We start from the raw sequence: 19920 nt of genomic DNA on the forward strand, positions 1-19920 counted from the left end.
GGGGTTCTTTTTTGTCTGGTCCGGCTCAGCGATACAGCGCCGGAAACGCGCGGTGCAGGGCGTCGAGCTTGGGCAGATCGTTGATCACGATGTAAGGGTTGTCCGGGTGCAGCGCCAGGAAGTTTTGGTGGTAACCCTCGGCCGGATAGAACGCCTTGAGCGGCACTACCTGGGTGACGATGGGTTGGCCGAACACGCGCGCCTTGTCCAGCTGCGCAATATAGGCCTGCGCCACCTGTTTCTGGCCGGCGTCGGCATAGAATATCGCCGAGCGGTACTGCGTGCCGTGATCCGGCCCCTGGCGGTTCAGCTCGGTCGGGTCGTGCGCCACCGCGAAGAACACCTGCAACAGCTGGCCGTACGAGACCTTGGCGGGGTCGTAGGTGATCTTCACCGATTCGGCGTGGCCGGTGGTCCCGCTACTGACGGTCTCGTACCGGGCGCTGGCGGCGCTGCCGCCCGAGTAGCCCGAGACCACGCTGGTGACGCCCTTGACGTGCTTGAACACCGCGTCGACACCCCAGAAACAGCCACCGGCGAGCACGGCGACCTGGCTGCCGTGCTCGGGGAGAGGCACGCCGGCAAAGGCAGGCACGGTCTGGGCACGAGCCGGCGCCAGCAGCCCGCAGCCGACCGACAGCACCAACAACAGGGTACGGATGCGAATCATGGTCTTCCTCCTCAGCAAGTGGGATGGGAACGTGACGCCGGGCGCCGCCGGCAAAACCCTGCTGGCGTCGTTGCCCGCGTGCGAATCCTTAGGTTCACCCAGCAAGCTTTTGCCGCACGACGTGTACCGTAGCGTCGCAAAAACGTCGGCCAAGTCGCGTTTTCTGCCAGCGCCCGCCCGGCCAGGAACGTGGCACCGGTTTTGTCAGCGCCGTTTAGCCGAAGGTAAACGCGAACGCCTGCACCCCGGCGTCGAGAAACTCGATCTGGAAGGTGCGTTCCCGTGCACCTGCCTGCTGACGCACCAGCTGGTACAGCCGGTTGCCGTCGACTGTACCGCTGCCGTCAGCACCGACGTCGGCACCGTGGTCGGCTCCCGGTGCCGCACCATCGAGCGTGACGCGGAAGCGCACCGGCGAGCCAGTGCGGATTACCCAGCACCAGATGCAGGTCGCGGCCGCGGAAGCGATAGACGATGGCCCCCTGCGGGCGCGCCAACGTGGCCGATTCGCCCCCCACCTTCCAGCGGCCAGCGAGCCCCCATTGGTTGAGCACTGGAGCAGGCGGCACCGAATACAGGGCGACACGATCCGGCCGGAAGCGCTCGGGCGAAGCGAAATGCTCGGCGCGTTCACTGCCGATATAGGTTTCCGGCGAGACATTGACGTCGCCACCACCGGCCGCCATCACGCCCTGGGCGGGCAACGGCAGCACCCGGGCCATCGGGCCGGACACCTTGGAGTGGGCCTCCGCCAGCAACTGGCGGATCGCCGCTTCGGTGTGGGCGTAGTCGCCCTCGCCGAAGGTGTGGTCGCGTACCCGGCCCTGGGCATCGATCAGGTAGTGCGCCGGCCAGTACTGGTTGTGGTAGGCGTTCCAGATGGAGAAATCGTTGTCCATCGCCACCGGGTAAGGGATGCCGAGGTCGCGGATGGCTTTGCGCACATTGCCCTCGTCGCGCTCGAAGGCGAACTCCGGGGCGTGCACGCCGATGATCACCAGGCCCTGGCGTTGATAGTTGTCCCACCACGACTTCAGGTAGGGCAAGGTGCGCAGGCAGTTGATGCAGGAGTAGGTCCAGAAATCCACCAGCACCACCTTGCCGCGCAACGCTGCCAGGCTCAACGGCGGCGAATTGAGCCAGCGCGTGGCCCCGGTGAGCGCCGGCGCAGGCCCTTCATCCGCCAGTTTGAGCGTGCCCGCCACCGGCATCACGCCGGCGTTCGGCGCAGGCACGGCAGGCGGCCTCGCGCGAGCCGACAGCGTGTTGATCAGCGCCTGCTCGGTGCCGGCGGTGCTGGCGTAGGAGATTTTTGCGAGATATTGGGTGTCCAGCCCGAGCGCGATCGCCGTCACCCCGGCCAGTACCGCGACGCCGAGCCCGCGCCGGATCCACTCCTCGGCCCCCAGTCCGCGCTTCATCAGCCGGAAGAGACGGCTGCCGGCGAACAGCGCCCCGGCCAGCGAGGTGCCGGCGCCGGCGGCAAAGGCCAACAGCAGCAGCGCCGTGTGCGCGTTGGCACCGTTCAGCGCGGCGCCGGCCAGCACCAGCCCCAGGATCGGCCCGGCGCACGGCGCCCACAGAAAGCCGATCGCCACGCCCAGCAACAGCGCACCCTTGACGCTGCCCTGGTGCTCGGCCTGCTGCTGCAATTGTCCGCCCAGCCGTACCAGCGGCCGCATCACGCGCTCGGCCAGCGCCGGCAGCAGCAGGGTCAGCCCGAGCAGTGCCATCAGCACCAGCGCCGCGATACGACCGTATTGATTGGCCGCCACCACCCAGCTGCCGCCGACCGCGGCGAGCGTGGCCACGCCGGCGAAGGTGAGCGCCATGCCGAGCAGGATCGGCAGGCCGGCGCGCCGGAACGGCTGGTCGGCACGGGCGAACACGAACGGGATCACCGGCAGCACACACGGGCTGAAGATGGTCAGCACACCGCCAAGGTAGGAAAGCATCAGCAATAACATCGCACCACCTCCGCTTTCAGGATGCCTTGGCCAGCGGAACGAAACGCAGCGCCACGGTATTCATGCAGTAGCGCAGCCCGGTCGGCGGCGGGCCATCGTCGAACACGTGACCCAGGTGCGCCTCGCACAGGGCACAGAGCACCTCGGTGCGCACCATGCCGAGCGTCACGTCGCTGTGCGTGGCGATGTTCTGCGCGGCAATCGGTTGCCAGAAACTGGGCCAGCCGGTGTGCGAGTCATACTTGGTCCGGGAACTGAACAGGGCGTTGCCGCAACAGACACAACGGTAGACCCCGGCATCGTGCCGGTCGTAGCCATGAATGGAAAACGGGGGCTCGGTGCCTTGCCGGCGCGTCACGGCATACGCCAAGGGCGACAGCACGCGCCGCCATTCGGCGTCCTTCTGCACCAGCGGCAGGGTAACCGGGCCGAGCGGCGTTCCCGCATCCGAGAACTTGATCACCGTCACCATCCGGGGAGCGAGCGCGGAGGTGGCGGCGCGGGCGGTGCGATGCATCGCGAGCAGCGCAACGCCCCCCCGCTCAGGCAGCGCAGAAATTGTCGACGTTTCATGATCAGGACCTCCCTTCCCCTTTTAGTCGCGCCGGGAGGCTATTCCTTACACTCCGACCGGCGGACCAAACGATAAAAGGTGTTCCGAGAGGACACGCACATGCCGAAAGGACATCCCGTCCTTCCGGAAAGTTTCCCGCTGCCCCGAACCACGCTTTGCCGACAACTCCTGCTGATGCTAGTGCGAAAACCCCGAGGCCGTTTCGCTGAGGCTCTTGCCCTTGGTTTCGGGGGCCAGCCATTGCGACACGCCGGCACCGACAGCGGCGATGCCGGCAGCGATCAGAATGGTCACCGAGGGGCCGAGATTGCTCATGGCCCAGGGCATCAGGAACGTACCGAGGCCGGCCCCGATCCGGCTGAAGGCGGCGGCAAAGCCCGTCCCGACCCCGCGTATCTCGGTCGGGAATACTTCGCCCGGGTAGATACAGGTCAGCGTACCGCAGCCTGCGTTAAAGAACGAAAACGCGAGGAACAGGCCCAGCACGGCCATCCCCGGCGCATCTGTCCACAAGCCGAGAATCACGAGAAGCACGGTGATGATCCACTGCGGCGGCACCGTGAGCACACGGCGGCCCGCCTTGTCGATCAACAGGACCGTGGCCACACTGCCGGCCAACGCCACCGCAGACAGCCCGACACCACCGGCCAGACCGCCGCCGAGACCGAATTTCTGCAACACGCTGTCGGCGAACGTGGCGATCGCGAAGTACGGCGTGACGACACAGAAAAAGAACAGCGACACGAACAGCGTGGACCGCCAATACTGACGGGAGAACAGCTTCCGGAAGCCTCCGCCCGAGTGGGCCACCTCCTTCTCAATGTCGGCCAAGTCGGAGGCACTTCCCATATACCGACGCGCCACGGAGCGCGCCTGCTCCGTACGGCCCTTGCTCCACAGCCAGCGCGGCGATTCGGGCATGCCAAGTCGGCCGAGGAACAACGCCACCGCGATGAACGTGCTCGTGCCGAGAATGTTTCGCCAGCCGAGGTCCGTATGCTGGTTCAGCAGATAGCCCACGACGAAGGCGAACATAAAACCGGCGTACCAAGCAATGAGGGTCAGACCCATGAGCCGTCCACGGTGCCGGGCTGGGGAGAATTCCGACAGCATCGGCCAACCGACGGAGTATTCTGCGCCGATTGCGACGCCCATCAGCAACCGCACCACGAACAGTTCCAGAGGCGAGTTTGTGAAAAACTGCATGACCGACGCGATCACGAACAATCCGATGTCGAGCATGAACAGCGGTTTGCGGCCGAACTTGTCGCCCGCCCACCCGCCCAACGGCGAGCCGAAGAGAATGCCGAACAGCGCGCCAGCCGCGATCAGCCCCTCCCAAACCACCGATATGCCGAGCTCGGCAGTCATCTTGCCGGCCACCGGGCCGACAATCCCGAGGATATAACCATCCAGAAACGTGCCGCCGGTCAGGACAAGGATCATTCTGATCATGAAGCGCCGCTTGAACGCTGCTGATGTCTCATCCTCAATCGCTACGGCGGAAACAACCGCTTCCTTTTGTAACGAGGCCATCCATATCTCCTTTGTTTTGCGGCATGCCCGGGACCGGAAGGCGGCGCACACCCGCTCTGTCGGTCGCCACAAACACACCATTTTCTTAAAACTGCACAAGCCACGACCACCGGCTGTCTCCAGCCCGGTGGTGCATTACATCGATTGATCGTGCCCCGATCGCCGGAAGAGGAAAAAGGGATTGGTGCAGTCGCAGCGGCGACAGGTCGTCGAGTACAGTTGCGGTTCGATTGACCGCTTCCTGCGACTCGCACGCGGCCACAGAGCGCTTACCCTAGGCTCTGGCCGGCCAGCATTCCATGGTCTTCGCCATGCTCATTCATGCCATGCCGATTCTTCAACATGCACAAAACGCGCCAGGCGACATCACTTGGGCAGTGCAGTGTATTAATTGGCACAAGTCCGGACGCTAACCCACGCGTCCGGAATTCGACAGTAAACGACACCGACACGGGGATGGGGCGAGCCGCGCAAGAGGCCGGAGGGGATCGATTGGAATCTGACAAAGCGATTGTTACTGGGTCAGATCAGTTGGATAAGCCACCGGTGGCGCATTTATTTCAAGAGTGGACTGCTTCTCTCGCAATGTGATTTTCATGACCGTTGCAGAGCCTGTTCAAGGTCTTTTTGCGGCGGCGGCCAAGCTCGGCTGGATGCAGCGCCAGGCAAGAGCCTCATCGGGGCGGAAGGGGATATGGAACCGCTCAGCGCACCCAGCCCGGTACTGGGAAGAACGGCGGCTTGAGCCCCCCCCAAAAAAAGCGCCCGGCCTTCTCTCTGAGACACGGCAGACAAAAAAAGCCGGCCCTCCTGGAGGAGGAACCGGCTATTAGGAGCGCTCTACACGCCCGTGCTTACTTCGCCAAATACTGATTGACCTTGGTCAGACCGTCCTTGCCGTCAAAAGTTTTCACACCGGCCAGCCAGCTCTTCAGCACGTTCGGGTTCTTCTTCAGGTAGTCGCGCGCGGCCTGTTCTGGCTTGACCTTGTCCATGATCGGACCCATCACGTGGTTTTCCATGTCGGTGGAGAACTGCAGGTTGGTCAAAAGGCGCGCCACGTTCGGACAACGGGTCTGGTAGTCGGTGGCCATCCCGGTGAACACCTTGGCTTCGCCGAAGTTGGGTCCGAAGACGTCATCCCCTCCGGCCAGATAGTTCATCTTGAACTTGACGTTCATCGGGTGCGGCTCCCAACCCAGGAACACCACCCATTTCTTCTGGCGGATGGCACGCTCCACTTCCGCCATCATGCCGGCCTCGCTCGACTCGACCAGCTTGAACCCGGAGAGCCCGAACTGGTTCTTCTTGATCATGTCGTCGATCAGCTTGTTGCCGTCGTTGCCCGGCTCGATGCCGTAGATCCTGCCATCCAGCTTGTCCTTGAACTTGGCAATGTCGGCGAAGGTCTTGAGGCCGCCTGCGGCGACGTAGTCCGGCACCGCCAGGGTGTACTTGGCGCCGACCAGGTTGGGCTTGTCCAGCACCTTGATCTGGCCCGCCTTGACGAAGGGCTCGATCATCGGGGTCATGCTGGGGTTCCAGTAACCGAGAAAGGCGTCGATCTGCTTGTTCTTGATGCCGGCGAAGGTGATCGGCACCGAGGCGATGGTGGTGACCGGCTTGTAACCCAGCCCTTCCAGCACCACGCTGGCCATGCCGGTGGTGGCGGCGATATCGGTCCAGCCGACGTCGGCGAAACGCACCTTCTGGCACTGGGCCGGATCGTTCGCCATCGCCATGCTGGTGAACGCACCCATGACGAGCGCTCCTGCAATCTTGTACAGCTTCATGACTCACCTCTCCGATGCAATTTATAAGAATTGGCCGGTGCATGCCGCACCGTGTTTTGACAGCCAAGAAAACCGACGGTCGCCAGCAGATTGCCACGTCAGGAAGGGACAACTTGTTCGATGGCGACCACGATTTGCCGTGAAACGTCGCCTGGATGGACAACGGCCCCGGTAGAAGACGCTGTCTTGCCGGGGCCGTTGCTGAAGCCTTACATGATGGCGGCTTCGAGCGTTACCTGTTGACGCTCACGGCTCGGCGGGTAGCCGAACAGGCTGCGGTAGGACTTGGAAAAATGCGACGAGGACAGGAAACCGGTGGCGACGGTCACTTCCATCACGCTCATATTGGTCTGCAGCAGCAGCTCGCGCGCGCGGCGCAGGCGCAGGTCGAGGTAATACTGCGCCGGCGTGCTGCCGAGATAGCGTTTGAACAGACGCTCGAGGTGGCGCAGCGACACGCCGAGCTCCGCAGCCAGCTCGTCGAGCGAGCGCGGATTCTCGATGTTCATCTCCATGGCCAGCGCGGCGTCGATCAATGATTCGTGACCGGTACCGACGCGGGCCAGCAAGGGGATGTGCTGGTGGTCGTGCTGGTCGCGGATGCGGTCGACGATGAACTGCTCCGACACGTCCGCCGCCAGGCTCTTGCCGCCCTTGAAGCGGATCAGGTTGCACATCAGGTCGAGCGGCGCGGTGCCACCGCTACAGGTGAAGCGATCGCGGTCGATCACGAACAATTCGCTGGAGAACAGTACCTTGGGAAACTCCTCGCGGATGGCCGAAAGGTTTTCCCAGTGGATGCTGCTGCGGTAGCCGTTGAGCACACCAGCCTTGGCCAGCGCGAAGGAGCCGGTACAGACCGCTCCCAACGGTACGTCGGCGGCGGCAAAACGGCGGATCACCGACAGCACCTGATCCGTCACCCCCTCGCGCACCTGGATACCGCCGCAGACGATGAGCAGGTCGTACTCCGACGGGTCGGCCGGCGCCGTGATCGGCGCCACCGACAGGCCATTGCTGGCCGCCACCGGCTGACCGTCACAGGACAGCACCGACCAGCGGTAAAGCCTCTTGCGCGACAGGTGGTTGGCCATGCGCAGCGGCTCGACCGCGTTGGTGAAAGCGATCATGGAAAAGTTGGGCAACATCAGGAAACCGATATGCGCCAGCGAACCGAGTTGTTGCGGGCTCATGGTGACCTCCTAGCTTTCTGTGAGTGTGCGGACATTCGGGGCGCCTCGTGACGGGCGCTGCTAAATCAATCGTAATTTTTCTGGTACAGCAAAAAACAGGCCAGCCCCACCGCCGTCCTGCCGGCAGCGGGGCTTGGCCGGACTACGTTTAACCCTGGCGTGCCGCTTGGCCTCGGCCGAAGCTTTCGGTCAGGCGGTCCAGGATGATGGCGAGCAATACCACGGCCAGACCACTCTCGAAGCCGAGACCGACGTCGAGGCGCTGGATGCTCGACAGCACGTCGTTGCCGAGGCCACCGGCCCCCACCATCGAGGCGATGATCACCATCGACAGCGCCATCATGATGGTCTGGTTCACGCCCGCCATGATCGCCGGCAGCGCGATCGGCAACTGCACCTTGAACAAGAGCTGGGTCGAGGTACAGCCGAAGGCATGGCCGGCCTCGACCTGTTCCTTGTTGACCTGGCGAATCCCCAGGCTGGTCAGGCGCACCGCCGGCGGCACGGCGAACACCACGGTCGCCAGGATGCCCGGTACGCGGCCCAGGCCGAAGAACATCGCGGCCGGGATCAGGTAGACGAAGGCAGGCATGGTCTGCATGAAGTCAAGCACCGGGCGCACCAGGGTATTGACGCGCTTGCTGCGCGCGCACCAGATGCCGGTGGGGATGCCGATCATCAGGCTGATCAACGTAGCCGACAGCGTCAGCGCCAGCGTCGACACGGTCTGCGGCCAGAAGCCGGTGCCGAAGATCAGCGCCAAGGCGGCCAATACGAAGCCGGCGAAGCGCCAGCCCAGGCGCCATACGCCGAGACCGATGAAGAAGCCCATGATCAGCCAGGGCGGCAGCGACAGCAGCGCCACCTCGATCGACTCGGCGAACAGATCGACCGCGCGGCCGAAGGCGTCGAAGGCACCGCCGTTATGGTCCAGCAGGAAATGGATGAACTGGTTGACCCATTCACCGATGGGCAAGAAATCGTGCGGGTTGCTGATTAGGTGATGCAAGAAGTCGGACATGGCTGGATGCTCCATTCAGGGACGCGCCGCGGGCGCCGTCCACAAGATTTGTTCGGGACGACGGTCAGTGGGCGCTTTGCAGGCGATGTGCGGACAGCTTGGACAGCACGCTGGTGGCGGTGATCACGCCGAGGTAGCGGCCCTCGCCATCGGCCACCGGCAGCGGCTCGCTCTGTCCCAACAGGCGCTGCAGCACATCCGGCAGACAGGAGGCCGGAGCGACCGGGGACACCGGCACACAACGTTCGCTCGGGATGCAGCCTTCGCTGCGCAGCGTTTCGCGGCCAACCAGGCCCAGCAGTTTGTGGTCCTTGGAGACACAGGCCACCCAGCTGTGCTTGTCGAGTTCGGCGTGGTTGGCGGGGTGACCGTTCACCACTAGGCCGGCCGCGCTCGGGTCGATCAGGTCCTTGGCTTGCAGATAGCGCGAGGTGTCCACGCTCTTGAAGAACTCGCGCACGTAGTCATCGGCCGGGTTTTCGATGATCTCTTGCGGCGTACCCACCTGCACCAGGCGGCCGCCTTCCATGATGGCAATGCGGGTACCGATACGCAGCGCTTCTTCCAGATCGTGCGAGACAAAGAAGATGGTGCGGCTCTGGCCGCGCTGCAGGTCGAGCAGGATGTCCTGCATCTCGGCGCGCTTGAGCGGGTCGAGCGCGGAGAACGCTTCGTCCATCAGCATCAGCGACGGGTTGACCGCCAGCGCGCGCACCAGGCCGACGCGCTGCTGCATGCCGCCCGACAGTTCGTGCGGGGACTTGCGGGCAAACGGCGCCAGGCCGACCTGCTCCAGCACCTTCATGGCACGCGTTTCGCGCTCCTTGCGGCCGACACCGGCGATTTCCAGACCGAAGGCGGCGTTCTCCAGCACCGAGCGGTGCGGCATCAGGGCGAAGCTCTGGAACACCATGCTCATGTCGCGGCGGCGCAGGGCCACCAGTTCCGGTTGCGACAGCCGGGTGATATCCTGGCCATCGAGCAGGATGCGTCCGTCGGTCGGGTCCATCAGGCGGTTGATCAGACGGATCAGCGAGGATTTGCCCGAGCCCGACAAGCCCATCAGCACAAAGATTTCGCCCTCGTCGACCGAGAACGACACGTTGTTGACACCGACCACCTGACCGGTTTTGGCAAACACGGTTTCCTTGCTCTCACCCGCCTTCAGGAGCCGCATGGCGTCCTGCGGCTTGTCGCCGAATACCTTGTACAGGTTCTCCACAACGATCTTGCCAGACTGCATCGCTTTCTCCTTTGCCTCGGCGTGGCCGATGTACGATGAAACAGCACCGTGCCGGACACCTCACCCACGACAGGTGGAAAAGGGCCTGATTCGCCTCAACAGTTGTAATAATTGATCTTAATCAAGGCAAAAGATAGGGGGGTTCGGCTAGGCAAAACAATCGACAGCCGACGGCAACTTGTCTTTAAACGACATCCGGGTCCCCTGCACCAGAACGGTAAGACATTGAAGAAAAAGGGCTGTTCGTGCACCACGAGCAGCCCTTTTTCAGTGCATGTGCACTGGCAGCAATACAACACCAAGACGGTCTGAGCGGCCGGATACCGCCAGTAAAACAAAGCCGGCACGAAGGCCGGCTATGATAATTAGTTAACGGTCGAGCACGAGAGGCGTCAGCGGGATGCTGCAGCACGGCAGTATCCAGCCTTGGTCGATCTCGCGCTGGCGGATGCCGCCGCCGTGCTTCATGTCGACCTTGCCTTCCAGCAGCTTGGTCTTGCAGGTACCGCACACCCCCTGCGAGCACGAGGAGGGCAAGCGCAATCCCTGTTGCTGCGCGGCGGCCAGCACGGTCTGACCGGGCGCGGTGGTAACGACGTCGCCGAGCTTGGCGAAGCGGACTTCGAAACCGCCCTCGCATCCCGCCGACTCGGCCTGACACCCGGCCTCCTCCACGACGGGAGACGCCGCCAGTTCGGCGAAATTGAAACTTTCCTCGTGATACAGCGCCATGTCGTAGCCGGCGTCAGCCAGCAGTTTGCGCACCGCGGACATGTACGGCGCCGGGCCACAGCAGTAGACCGCGCGCTGGCGGAAATCGGGTACCAGCCGCTCCAATGCAGGCAGATCGAGGAAACCTTCCAGGCCATGCCACTCCGGCTCGGGGTGGCGGCTTTGCACAATGGCCGCCTGACGGAAGCCGGGGCGCATGCGCGCGATCTGCACCAGTTCATGACGGAAGATCAGGTCGGCCGGGGTACGCGCGCTGTGCACGAAGGCGATGTCGAGCTGCGGACCGAGGTCGGAGAGGGCCCGGCTCATCGACATCAGCGGGGTGATACCGCTGCCCGCCGACAGGAACAAGTAAGACCGGACAGGGGCGGAGGCGTAGCTGAATTCGCCGGAGGGCCCCAGCACGCTGACGAGCTGCCCCGGCTTCATGTTGTCGTGCAGCCAGTTGGAGACCTGACCGCCCGGCACGCGCTTGACGGTGATGGTGACGGTATCGGGCCGCGTCGGCGTCGACGACAGGGTGTAGCAGCGGTTGACGGTTTGGCCGTCGATCTCCAGCTCCAGCGTGATGAACTGGCCCGGCAGATAGGCGAAGCGGCGCGCCGGTACGGCACGGAAAGTGAAGGTGCGCACGTCGTGGGTTTCGTCGTGCACGGCCACGCATTCGAGCGTGTCGTCCACCCCGGGCTGCCAGTACGGTGCCGGTTCGGTGAAGATGGCGGAGTGGATGGGTGCATTCATGATCGTGCCCTACCTGTGTAAGCCTGCTTCGCGTCTTGCCGCCCGGGTCGGGCCGGTTCGGGCGTTGCGCCCGCCCTGCCCGCTCGCGACAGAAGGTGAACAGGTTCTGAAAACTTGAAAAACGGGCCGGCCGGCGCCGGCCCGGGGACGGCTTTACTCCAGCCCGGCGCTCAGGCGGTTGATGTACCACTCGGAGAACTTCTCGACCAGCGTCTCGGTGTACGGCGAGTACGGGCCGGGCTGGTAGGCCGAGCTCTTGGCGCCTTGATGGGATTCTTCCACCAGGCGACGGTCCTGGTCGTTGGTGGCGTTCCACACTGCAGTGAGGTTCTCGACGTCGTAATCAACGCCTTCCACGGCGTCCTTGTGCACCAGCCACTTGGTGCGCACCAGCGTGGTGTCGGCCGTCAGCGGAATCACGCTGAAGGTGACGATGTGGTCGGCCATGAAGTGGTGCCAGGAGTTGGGCTGGGTCCAGAACGACAGGCCGCCGATCGAGGCATCCTTGAAGTCGGCCAGGAGCTTCTTGCACGCGGCCTTGGTGTCCAGCGTCTGCGACTGGCCGGCACGGTCGAGCGGCATGCGCATGGTGCGGAAGCCGGTGACGTCGGAAAGGCGCTCGACTTCGGTCGAAGGCAGGCCACAGGACTCCCAGTGCTGGTGACGATCGGCCACCATCTCGTCGTACTGACGGAGCCCCTCGGCGGTTTCGGCCTTGGGCGCGAAGCCGTAGCTATAGGCGAACAGCGACACGGTCAGTTCGGGGTGGTTGGCGGTGCAGTGGTAGCACTCGCGGTTGTTTTCCAGCGTGAGCTTCCAGTTGCCCTGCTCGATGATGTCGACCTGCACCGCGACCTTGCAGTCGTCGATCTTGTGCGGGGCGATGTACGGGGTCATGGCCTCGGCCATGACGTCGAAGTCTTCCGGCGGGTTATCGGCCAGGCAGATGAACAGCAGGCCGGCCATGTTGCGCAGGTGCACCGGCTTGAGGCTATGATGCGACAGGTCGAAACCTTCGGCCATATGGTCGGCGAAGATCAGCTTGCCGGTCAGGTCGTAAGTCCACTGGTGGTACGGGCACACCAGGTTGCCGACCGTGCCCTTCTCTTCCGCGCACAGACGCGAGCCGCGGTGACGGCAGACGTTGTGGAAGGCACGGATTTCGTTGTCGTCGTCGCGCACGATCAGGATCGGCTGCGAGCCGATCTGCACGGTCATGTAATCACCCGCCTCCGGCACGTCAATCGACACGCCGACATAGATCCAGTGCTTGCCGAAGATGTGCTCCATGTCGGCGTCGAATACCGCCGGCGAGGTGTAGAACGGCGCTTCCAGGCTGTAACCCGGCACACGGCGGGCCACCAGTTCGCGCAAGTTCAGGCTCGGATGAAACGCGATCGTGCTGCTGGTCATGATGATAGTTCTCCAAAAACAACGCTGCTTCGGGTTATAAAGCCGCCCCCGGGTGGGGCGGGTGGCGGCAAGTTGTTGTCAGAAATCGACGAGCTGATGGTCGCGCAGGTAATCGAGCAGAACTTGTGCTTTTTCGACTGGATCACCTTGTTTTACGACCAGGCCAGTCGTTTTTCCGTCATCGGCGGCAATCGCCCCCAGCATGCGTTCATGCCCGCTGGCGCGGCTGGCGGCGACCAGCGGACGGGCGCGACGGCCGGCCGGCTCATAGCGCCACTCGGCAGCCTTGGCGACCACCGGCATCAGCCTGCGCACCTTGCCCGCTTCCTTGCGCGCATGGGAGTACGGCAGAGCCGGCACGGCACGCTCGTGCACCGTGACCACCACCGGCAGTGCGGCGGCGAGCGAGCGGCGCTGCCCCTTGGGCAGGAATTGCTCAATTTCGACCGAGCCACCCTTGATCGCCACCGAGAGCGCATCGGGCAACAACGGGGCCTCGAGTTCTTCGGCCAACTGGTAGGGCAACAGCGCACTGCCCTGCCCGCCGCCGGAGCGGGTGCCGCACAGCACCAGCTCGGCGTCGGCGATCTGCGCCGCCAACAACGGCGCGATGTCGGCGTCTTCGGCGGTGGGCAGCACCGTGACACACGACGCGCCCTGAGCGAGATAGCCCGCCAGCGCCTCGTCCGCGGCGGCGCCGGCGTACAACACGGTGAGCCGCTCGGATGACCCGGCGAGCTTGAGTCCCAGCGCCAGCGCGGCGCTGTCGGCGGGATGGGTACACGGGCGGCCGCTCACCGGGTGGATGGCCGGGGCCACCAGCACGGCCACTTTCAGCATCGGAGTGCTCATCGGGTGTTCTCCGTCACGGGTCTGGCCGAGCGTTCCGCGGCCAGCAGCTTGTTCAGTGCGGCGATCAGCGCCTGGCAATCTTCCACCAGGGTGAGATCGGCGCGTTTGACGATGGGCGCGGAGGCGTCCAGGTTGACGGCGATGACATGCCGGCATTCCTTGATGCCCTGCAGGTGCTGCACCGCGCCGGAGATGCCGAACGCCAGATAGGCGCTGGCCTGCACCGTCTTGCCGGTGGCACCGACCTGTTTGTCGCGGGTGAAACGGCCGTCGTCCACCGCCACGCGCGAGGCCCCGACGGCCGCGCCCATGGTTTCGGCCAACTCACGCAGGCCGGCGGTATCCTGCACACCGTTGCCGGCGGAAACGATCAGGTCGGCTTCTTCCAGCGCAAGCTGCGAGGCCGGGCAGCTACGGCTGCCCAGATCGCGGATCCGGTCCGGCACCGACGGCAGCTTGAGGTCGGGCATCGCCACGCCGGCGCCGCGGAACGGCAGCCGGGCATCGGCCACCTTGCGCGCCAACAGCAGCACCGGCGGAATGTCGCGCACGGCGAAGCGCCCGCCCGGCGCCAGCCGGCGCACTTCGCGCCCGGCCACCACCTCGATCACGTCGCTGGCCATGGCCAGGCGCTGGCGGCAGGCGAAGCGCCGTCCCAGATCGGCATCGGCGCCACGGTCGGGGAAGCACACCTGTTGCGGCGCCTCCTGCTTCCACAGCTGGGCGAGCAGCGCGAGCTTGCGCTCCGGGGCGTAGCCCGGGTCTTCCACGCACAGCACGCGGTCGGCACCGGCCAGCGCCGCGGCATCGCCCAGCGCCTCGGCCTGCGCGCCGAACAGTACGACCAGCACCTCGGTATCAGCCGTGGCCATGATGGCGGCGGCGGCCAGGGTTTCGCGTGCCGCCTCGTCGAGTGCGCCGCGGTCGGTATGGATCACCACCAGCGAACGCCTGGTGAACGGGCCGGCGCTGCGCTGCGTTTTTTGCTGGCTGTGAGCGTGGCCGGCGAGCAGCGGCTCGCGGCTGCCGACGCTCTCGCCCAGCACGATGCGCTTGAGTCCGGACGGCCCGATCACATAGGGCCGGCGCGGGTCGATGCGCGGAATGGGTCGATCGTTGTACATGCTTTCTCCCGCTCTCAGTTAGCCAGCCGTGCGGCTACCAATTCAGCCAGCTCGACCACTTCCGGTCGCGGCCCCACCACGCCTTCCAGCATCGCGGTGCAGTTGGGGCAGGCTACCGCCACTTGTTCGGCACCGGTGGCGCGAATGTCGTCCATGCGCATGTCAGGGATGCGGCGCTCGCCCGGAATGTCGGTGAACGACGCCCCACCGCCCCAGCCGCAGCAGCGGCCCTTGCGCCCGGAACGTTCCATCTCCACCACCTTGATGCCGATACCCTTGAACACACGACGTGGCGCATCGGTCTCGCCGTTGTAGCGGCCGAGGTAGCACGGGTCGTGGTAAGTGGTGGCCGGCAGCGGCGCGGCGTCGGCCTTGAGCGGTACGGCGCCGCGTTCCAGCAGGTCGGCCAGCACCTGGCTGTGATGCTCCACGTCGTAGCGTCCACCCAGCACCGGATACTCGTTCTTCAGGCAATGGAACAGGTGCGGGTCGGGGGTGACGATGCGGTTGAAGCGATAACGCCCCAGTGTGTTCATCATCTTGCCGGCGAGTTGCTGGAAGGTCGCCTCGTCACCGAGACGGCGCGCCAAATCACCGCAATCGGGTTCCACCTCGCCCAGCACCGCCACTTTCAAGCCGGCAGCCTTGAGCACCTTGACCAGCGCACGCAGCGCGCGCTGATAGCGCATGTCGAAAGCGCCCTCGCCCGCCATCAGCAGCCAGTCGGTATGCTCGCCCGGCAGCAGCACCGGCACGTTGAGGTCGATGGCCCAGTGGTAGCGCGCGGCCAGCGGGTAGCCACCGACGGTATCGGTATCGCGCAGGTTGGCCAGCGCCTCGCGGCCCTTGCCCGGCACCTCGCCACGCGTCAGCGTGACGTGACGGCGCAGGCTGACCACGGTGTCGACGTGCTCGATCAGCATCGGGCACTCCTCGACGCAGGCGCGGCAGGTGGTGCACGACCACAGCGTTTCGGGATCGAGCAGGCCGCCGACGATGGGCTGATGTGGGTTGCCCTGGCGCACCTTGCCGGCCTGGCCCGGATGCGGGTTGCCGGCGTAGGCCGGGCCGCTGCCGGCAGCCATGCCGGTGACCATGTCCTGGATCAGCTTCTTCGGGTTGAGCGGCTGGCCGGCGGCGTAGGCCGGACAGGCGGCCTCGCACTTGCCGCACTGCACGCAGGCGTCGAACGACAGCAGGCGGTTCCAGGCGAAGTCGGACGGCGTTTCGACACCGTAGTCCTTGCCGACCAGGTTGATCGGTTTCAGGTCGGTGGAACGTTTGTCGCCGCTGAAGCGGTCCTGGCGCGGGTGGAAGGCCGGGTGCAGCAAGCCGGCCACGGCGTGCTTCATCGGGCCGCCGAGGCCAACGCCGAGGGCCAGCTCGGCACCGCCCAGAACGAGACCCGCCAGCGCCAGCAAGGCCAGGCCCTGCGCGGCGGCGCCGAAGGCGTTACCGCTCAGGGCCAGCAGCGCCGCCAGCGCGCTGCCGACGGCGAACGCCAGCAGACTCTTGGGCAGACGGTTCCACGGCCCTTTGGAGAGCCGAGCCGGCGGCGCCTTGCGACGCAAACGCACCAACACCGCGCCGAACAGCATCAACAGCGCGGCCAGCAGCATCAGGGCGTCGAGCGCCGGCAGGTACAGCATCAGACCGTAGTTGAGCGCCGCCAGCGCCAGCACCGCCACAGCCCCGCCGGCCACGGCCACGTGGGCCTTGGCGATGAAGGGGTCGCGCGCCACCACGTGGTGCAGGTCGACGAAATAGCGCTTGGGGATGGTCATGAGCCAGCCCAGCGCCACGGGGGCGGCGCGCCCCTGCCGCCACAGCGCGGCCCGGCGCACCAGCCCCAGCGACAGCAGCGCCGCGCCCAGCCAGAACAGGCCGGTGAGTGCATAAGCCAGGGTGAATGTCATGTCAGAAGTCCTTCACCAGACGCAGTGCGTCATAGATCGCACCGTGGATGTTGTGCATGGAGATGCAGTCGCCGACGCGGAACAGCAGGAACTCGTCGCCACTGAGCGGCTCGGACAGGCACGGCTGCGGCTGCGAGGCGAACAGCGTGTGCACGTCGGTGATACCCTGGTTCTTCGAGCGTTCCTTGAGCGACCAGTACAGCGTGTCGTTCGGCAGGATGCCGTTCTCGATTACCACCTGGTCGACCGCGCGCTCTTCCAGCGCCTCGGTGTATTCGTTGCGCAGCACCGCGATCAGCTTGTCGCCCTCCTGGTAGACCTTGTCCATCCAGTAGTTGGGGGTCGGGATCATGCCCTGCGCGTAGAGGCGGCGGTAGAAGATCGGGAAGGTCGTGCCGCCGGTGTCGTCGCCCACCTTCACGTCCGGGGTAACGATTTCCACCTGGCTGCCGCGGCTGGCCAGGAAGTCGGCCACGCCGAAGCCGGCATGGCTGCTAACGGCGTCGTACACCAGCACGTTCTTCTTCGGCTCGACCTTGCCCGAGAGGATGTCCCAGCCGGTGACGGCCAAGCCTTCGGCCACGCCCCAGCCCGGCACCATGCCGCTGTTGGGCACGCCGCCGGTGGCGAGCACCACGATGTCCGGCTTCTCGGCCAGGATCATGGCTTCGTCGGCGGCGGTGCCGAGACGACGGTCCACACCCAGGCGCTGGGTTTCCATGTCGAGCCAGCGCACGATGCCGGCCATCTGCTCGCGCTGCGGCGCCTTGGCGGCGAGCACGATCTGGCCGCCGACCACGTCGTTCTTCTCGAACAGCACCACGTCGTGGCCGCGCTCGCGGGCGACGCGGGCGGCTTCCAGCCCGGCCGGGCCGGCGCCGACGACGACCACCTTGCGCTTGTGCTTGGCCTTCTCGAAGGTGTGCGGCATGGTCGCTTCGCGGCTGGTGGCGGCGTTCTGGATACAGAGCACGTCCTGGCCGAAGTACTGGCGGTCGATGCAGTAGTTGGCGCCGACGCACTGGCGGATCTGGTCTTCCTTGCCGTCGCGGATCTTGATCACCAGGTGCGGGTCGGCGATGTGGGCGCGCGTCATGCCGACCATGTCGACCATGCCGGAGGACAGGATGCGCTCGGCCTGGTTCGGGTCGCGGATGCTCTGCGCGTGCATCACCGGCACCTTCGACACCGACTTGATGCCGGCGGCCAGGTGCACGAACGGTTCCGGCGGCAGCGCCATCGGCGGCATGCAGTTGGCCAGGGTGTTATGGGTGTCGCCGCCCGAGCCGACCACCGACAGGTAGTCGATCAGGCCGGTTTCCGACATCGCCTGGGCGATGTCCTTGAGCATGTCGTGGGTCAGGCCGTCTTCGTGGAATTCGTCACCGCACATGCGCAGTCCGACGCAGAAGTCGGCGCCGACTTCCTCGCGGATCGCCTGGAACACCTCGATGCCGAAGCGCATGCGGTTCTCCAGCGAGCCGCCGTATTGGTCGGTACGGAAGTTGGTGCGCGGGCTCCAGAACTGGTCGATCAGGTGCTGGTGCGCGGCCGACACTTCCATGCCGTCGAGACCCGACGCCTTGATGCGGCGCGCGGCCTGCTTGAAGTCGCCGATAATGCGCTTGATCTCGTGCGCTTCGATGATCTTGGCGTTGCCGCGGTGCACCGGCTCGCGGACCCCGGACGGGCTCACCAGGTGCGGCCAGTGCTCGCCGTAGTAGCTCGAGCGGCGCCCCATGTGGGTGGCCTGGATCATGATCTTGGCGCCGTGGCGGTGCATGGCTTCGGCCAACCTCGGCGAGCGGGTCGATGATCCTGTCGGTGGACAGGTTCACCGACTTCCACCAGCTTTGCGGGCTGTCGATCGACACCGGACTGGAACCGCCGCAGATGGCGAGACCGAGGCCGCCCTTGGCCTTTTCCTCGTAGTAGCGGATGTAGCGCTCACCGGGCAGGCCGCCGGGCTCGGCGTACACCTCGGCGTGCGCGGTGCTGACGATACGGTTGCGCAGCGTCAGCTTGTTCAGCGTGATCGGCGAAAACAGGTGCGGATAGCGCATGATGCCCCCTTACTTCGGCTCGACGGTGAAGACGCAGTAGTCGGCGCCGTGGCCGGCGCACTGGGTTTCGGCGCTGATGGTGTGGTAGTCGTAGCCCAGCTTCTCGCCCACCCAGTCCATCGCGCCCGCGAACCAGCCGGCAAACATGTAACAGGTCTTGCCTTCGCTCTGCGGCGCGCCGGCCACGCCCTGCGCCAGTACGAAGCAGGAGTTGTCGAGGCGGATCTTGGCATGGCCGGTGGCGGCGTCGGCTTCGATGAAGGAGAACTGGCCCCAACCACGCTGCGACAGACGGTTGAGGTAATGCTCGAACACCTCCATGCCTTCCAGGCCATGAGTGCGCGCTTCGCTGTCGCACCAGAAGTAGGCCGAGCGGTAACCGGCGTCGTACAGCGCCTCGGAATAGGTGCCCTTGCCCAGCGCCGCTTCGACGGCCATGTGGTTGTTGACGAAGAAGTGGCGCGGCACATACAGCATCGGCAGGCCGTTGGTAGTCCACACACCGGAATCCGGATCTACGTCGATAGGAACGAGTGGTTGCATCAGAATCTCCTGCACGTTGTCGTGGCACGGCGCACAGGGGGCACGCCGTCAGTCAGGAGAAATGGTGCACGAGGCGGTTTCGGCCAACGTCGGCAGCAGCGACCGGTTTTTGCCGCAGACCGACACGGGGTGGCGTAAAGAGACGACTGAGGAGGGAGCTCAGCAGGGGTGGGAGGATGTGGAAGCACTAGGGCCTGGCTAGGGGGTAAGGGGCCTTGCTACAGACCCCTGCCTCACCTCCGGGCAAAGGAATCCTGCAGGCTTGAGACATGCTGCTGTCAGTGCATCCACCCGTCCGGATCGTTGGGAAGCACATCTTCCAATGACATCAGGCTACCCACGGCATTCGGGGCGCAATACATGTTCTTACCTGAGACAGAAAGTTCGACAAAACCTACCGGATCGAAACCTTCCTCATGCTCTTGATCACTATAAACCTCATAATCATATCCATTATTTTTGAAGCTCAAGCTAATTCTAGTAACCATAGGACGCGTATAACGCGAGTAGACGAATCGATCTTGACTTCCATCCCTTCC

At 64.9% G+C, this 19920-nt stretch carries 17 protein-coding genes and 1 pseudogene; all 18 read right to left on the bottom strand.

Annotated features, from left to right (window positions below; translation table 11 throughout):
• Positions 1–25: 25 nt before the first annotated feature.
• Positions 26–670, bottom strand: coding sequence for a peptide-methionine (S)-S-oxide reductase MsrA (msrA, locus tag ABKF58_RS18895; protein WP_482582719.1), 645 nt, complete (start codon positions 668–670; stop codon positions 26–28).
• Positions 671–884: 214 nt separating this feature from the next.
• On the bottom strand, positions 885–1082 hold the full coding sequence (locus ABKF58_RS18900) for a hypothetical protein (RefSeq protein ID WP_482582720.1): 198 nt from the start codon (positions 1080–1082) through the stop codon (positions 885–887).
• Positions 1015–2637, bottom strand: a complete 1623-nt coding sequence (locus ABKF58_RS18905; RefSeq protein WP_482582722.1) for a cytochrome c biogenesis protein DipZ — start codon at positions 2635–2637, stop codon at positions 1015–1017. The genes ABKF58_RS18900 and ABKF58_RS18905 overlap by 68 nt, the downstream gene beginning before the upstream one ends.
• 16 nt (positions 2638–2653) lie before the next feature.
• Positions 2654–3154, bottom strand: coding sequence for a peptide-methionine (R)-S-oxide reductase MsrB (gene msrB / locus ABKF58_RS18910; protein ID WP_482582724.1), 501 nt, complete (start codon positions 3152–3154; stop codon positions 2654–2656).
• A gap of 234 nt (positions 3155–3388) precedes the next feature.
• Positions 3389–4747, bottom strand: a complete 1359-nt coding sequence (locus tag ABKF58_RS18915; RefSeq protein ID WP_482582726.1) for an MFS transporter — start codon at positions 4745–4747, stop codon at positions 3389–3391.
• A gap of 854 nt (positions 4748–5601) precedes the next feature.
• A complete protein-coding gene (locus tag ABKF58_RS18920) occupies positions 5602–6540 on the bottom strand; it encodes a choline ABC transporter substrate-binding protein (RefSeq protein WP_482582728.1) in 939 nt (312 codons plus the stop codon).
• A 209-nt stretch (positions 6541–6749) separates the two neighbouring features.
• Entirely contained in the window at positions 6750–7733 is a 984-nt protein-coding gene (locus ABKF58_RS18925) for a GlxA family transcriptional regulator (RefSeq protein WP_014086619.1), read from the bottom strand.
• A 148-nt stretch (positions 7734–7881) separates the two neighbouring features.
• On the bottom strand, positions 7882–8754 hold the full coding sequence (locus ABKF58_RS18930) for an ABC transporter permease (protein WP_482582730.1): 873 nt from the start codon (positions 8752–8754) through the stop codon (positions 7882–7884).
• A 64-nt stretch (positions 8755–8818) separates the two neighbouring features.
• Positions 8819–9997, bottom strand: a complete 1179-nt coding sequence (locus ABKF58_RS18935; RefSeq protein WP_482582732.1) for a quaternary amine ABC transporter ATP-binding protein — start codon at positions 9995–9997, stop codon at positions 8819–8821.
• 369 nt (positions 9998–10366) lie between these two features.
• Positions 10367–11470: an FAD-binding oxidoreductase gene (locus tag ABKF58_RS18940; RefSeq protein ID WP_482582734.1), complete on the bottom strand. Its 1104-nt coding sequence runs from the start codon at positions 11468–11470 to the stop codon at positions 10367–10369.
• A gap of 153 nt (positions 11471–11623) precedes the next feature.
• On the bottom strand, positions 11624–12883 hold the full coding sequence (locus ABKF58_RS18945) for an aromatic ring-hydroxylating oxygenase subunit alpha (RefSeq protein ID WP_294864858.1): 1260 nt from the start codon (positions 12881–12883) through the stop codon (positions 11624–11626).
• A gap of 78 nt (positions 12884–12961) precedes the next feature.
• Positions 12962–13735, bottom strand: a complete 774-nt coding sequence (locus ABKF58_RS18950) for an electron transfer flavoprotein subunit beta (protein WP_482582737.1) — start codon at positions 13733–13735, stop codon at positions 12962–12964.
• Positions 13732–14859: an electron transfer flavoprotein subunit alpha/FixB family protein gene (locus ABKF58_RS18955; RefSeq protein ID WP_482582739.1), complete on the bottom strand. Its 1128-nt coding sequence runs from the start codon at positions 14857–14859 to the stop codon at positions 13732–13734. Before ABKF58_RS18955 ends, ABKF58_RS18950 begins: the two co-directional genes overlap by 4 nt.
• A 14-nt stretch (positions 14860–14873) precedes the next feature.
• Positions 14874–16775 carry a DUF3483 domain-containing protein gene (locus ABKF58_RS18960; RefSeq protein WP_482582741.1) on the bottom strand — a complete coding sequence of 634 codons (1902 nt, stop codon included), beginning with the start codon at positions 16773–16775 and terminating at the stop codon, positions 14874–14876.
• A 1-nt stretch (position 16776) separates the two neighbouring features.
• Complete coding sequence (locus tag ABKF58_RS18965; RefSeq protein ID WP_482582743.1) at positions 16777–18558, bottom strand: oxidoreductase; 1782 nt, start codon at positions 18556–18558, stop codon at positions 16777–16779.
• A 151-nt stretch (positions 18559–18709) separates the two neighbouring features.
• A pseudogene (locus ABKF58_RS18970) lies at positions 18710–18838 on the bottom strand (hypothetical protein); the annotation flags it as partial.
• Between the two features lie 9 nt (positions 18839–18847).
• Positions 18848–19381 carry a DUF5943 domain-containing protein gene (locus tag ABKF58_RS18975; protein WP_482582744.1) on the bottom strand — a complete coding sequence of 178 codons (534 nt, stop codon included), beginning with the start codon at positions 19379–19381 and terminating at the stop codon, positions 18848–18850.
• Between the two features lie 278 nt (positions 19382–19659).
• A complete protein-coding gene (locus ABKF58_RS18980; RefSeq protein ID WP_482582746.1) occupies positions 19660–19851 on the bottom strand; it encodes a hypothetical protein in 192 nt (63 codons plus the stop codon).
• Positions 19852–19920 lie beyond the last annotated feature (69 nt).

Source organism: Pseudogulbenkiania sp. AW2-16 (assembly GCF_056824575.1).

Excerpts from the sequence above, each read along its gene's own strand:
- ABKF58_RS18975 (WP_482582744.1), bottom strand. The coding sequence starts at position 19,381 with ATGCAACCACTCGTTCCTATCGACGTAGATCCGGATTCCGGTGTGTGG.
- ABKF58_RS18950 (WP_482582737.1), bottom strand. The coding sequence starts at position 13,735 with ATGAGCACTCCGATGCTGAAAGTGGCCGTGCTGGTGGCCCCGGCCATC.
- ABKF58_RS18955 (WP_482582739.1), bottom strand. The coding sequence starts at position 14,859 with ATGTACAACGATCGACCCATTCCGCGCATCGACCCGCGCCGGCCCTAT.
- ABKF58_RS18935 (WP_482582732.1), bottom strand. The coding sequence starts at position 9,997 with ATGCAGTCTGGCAAGATCGTTGTGGAGAACCTGTACAAGGTATTCGGC.
- msrB (WP_482582724.1), bottom strand. The coding sequence starts at position 3,154 with ATGCATCGCACCGCCCGCGCCGCCACCTCCGCGCTCGCTCCCCGGATG.
- ABKF58_RS18930 (WP_482582730.1), bottom strand. The coding sequence starts at position 8,754 with ATGTCCGACTTCTTGCATCACCTAATCAGCAACCCGCACGATTTCTTG.
- ABKF58_RS18940 (WP_482582734.1), bottom strand. The coding sequence starts at position 11,470 with ATGAATGCACCCATCCACTCCGCCATCTTCACCGAACCGGCACCGTAC.
- ABKF58_RS18915 (WP_482582726.1), bottom strand. The coding sequence starts at position 4,747 with ATGGCCTCGTTACAAAAGGAAGCGGTTGTTTCCGCCGTAGCGATTGAG.
- ABKF58_RS18965 (WP_482582743.1), bottom strand. The coding sequence starts at position 18,558 with ATGCACCGCCACGGCGCCAAGATCATGATCCAGGCCACCCACATGGGG.
- ABKF58_RS18925 (WP_014086619.1), bottom strand. The coding sequence starts at position 7,733 with ATGAGCCCGCAACAACTCGGTTCGCTGGCGCATATCGGTTTCCTGATG.
- ABKF58_RS18905 (WP_482582722.1), bottom strand. The coding sequence starts at position 2,637 with ATGTTATTGCTGATGCTTTCCTACCTTGGCGGTGTGCTGACCATCTTC.
- ABKF58_RS18945 (WP_294864858.1), bottom strand. The coding sequence starts at position 12,883 with ATGACCAGCAGCACGATCGCGTTTCATCCGAGCCTGAACTTGCGCGAA.
- msrA (WP_482582719.1), bottom strand. The coding sequence starts at position 670 with ATGATTCGCATCCGTACCCTGTTGTTGGTGCTGTCGGTCGGCTGCGGG.
- ABKF58_RS18960 (WP_482582741.1), bottom strand. The coding sequence starts at position 16,775 with ATGACATTCACCCTGGCTTATGCACTCACCGGCCTGTTCTGGCTGGGC.
- ABKF58_RS18920 (WP_482582728.1), bottom strand. The coding sequence starts at position 6,540 with ATGAAGCTGTACAAGATTGCAGGAGCGCTCGTCATGGGTGCGTTCACC.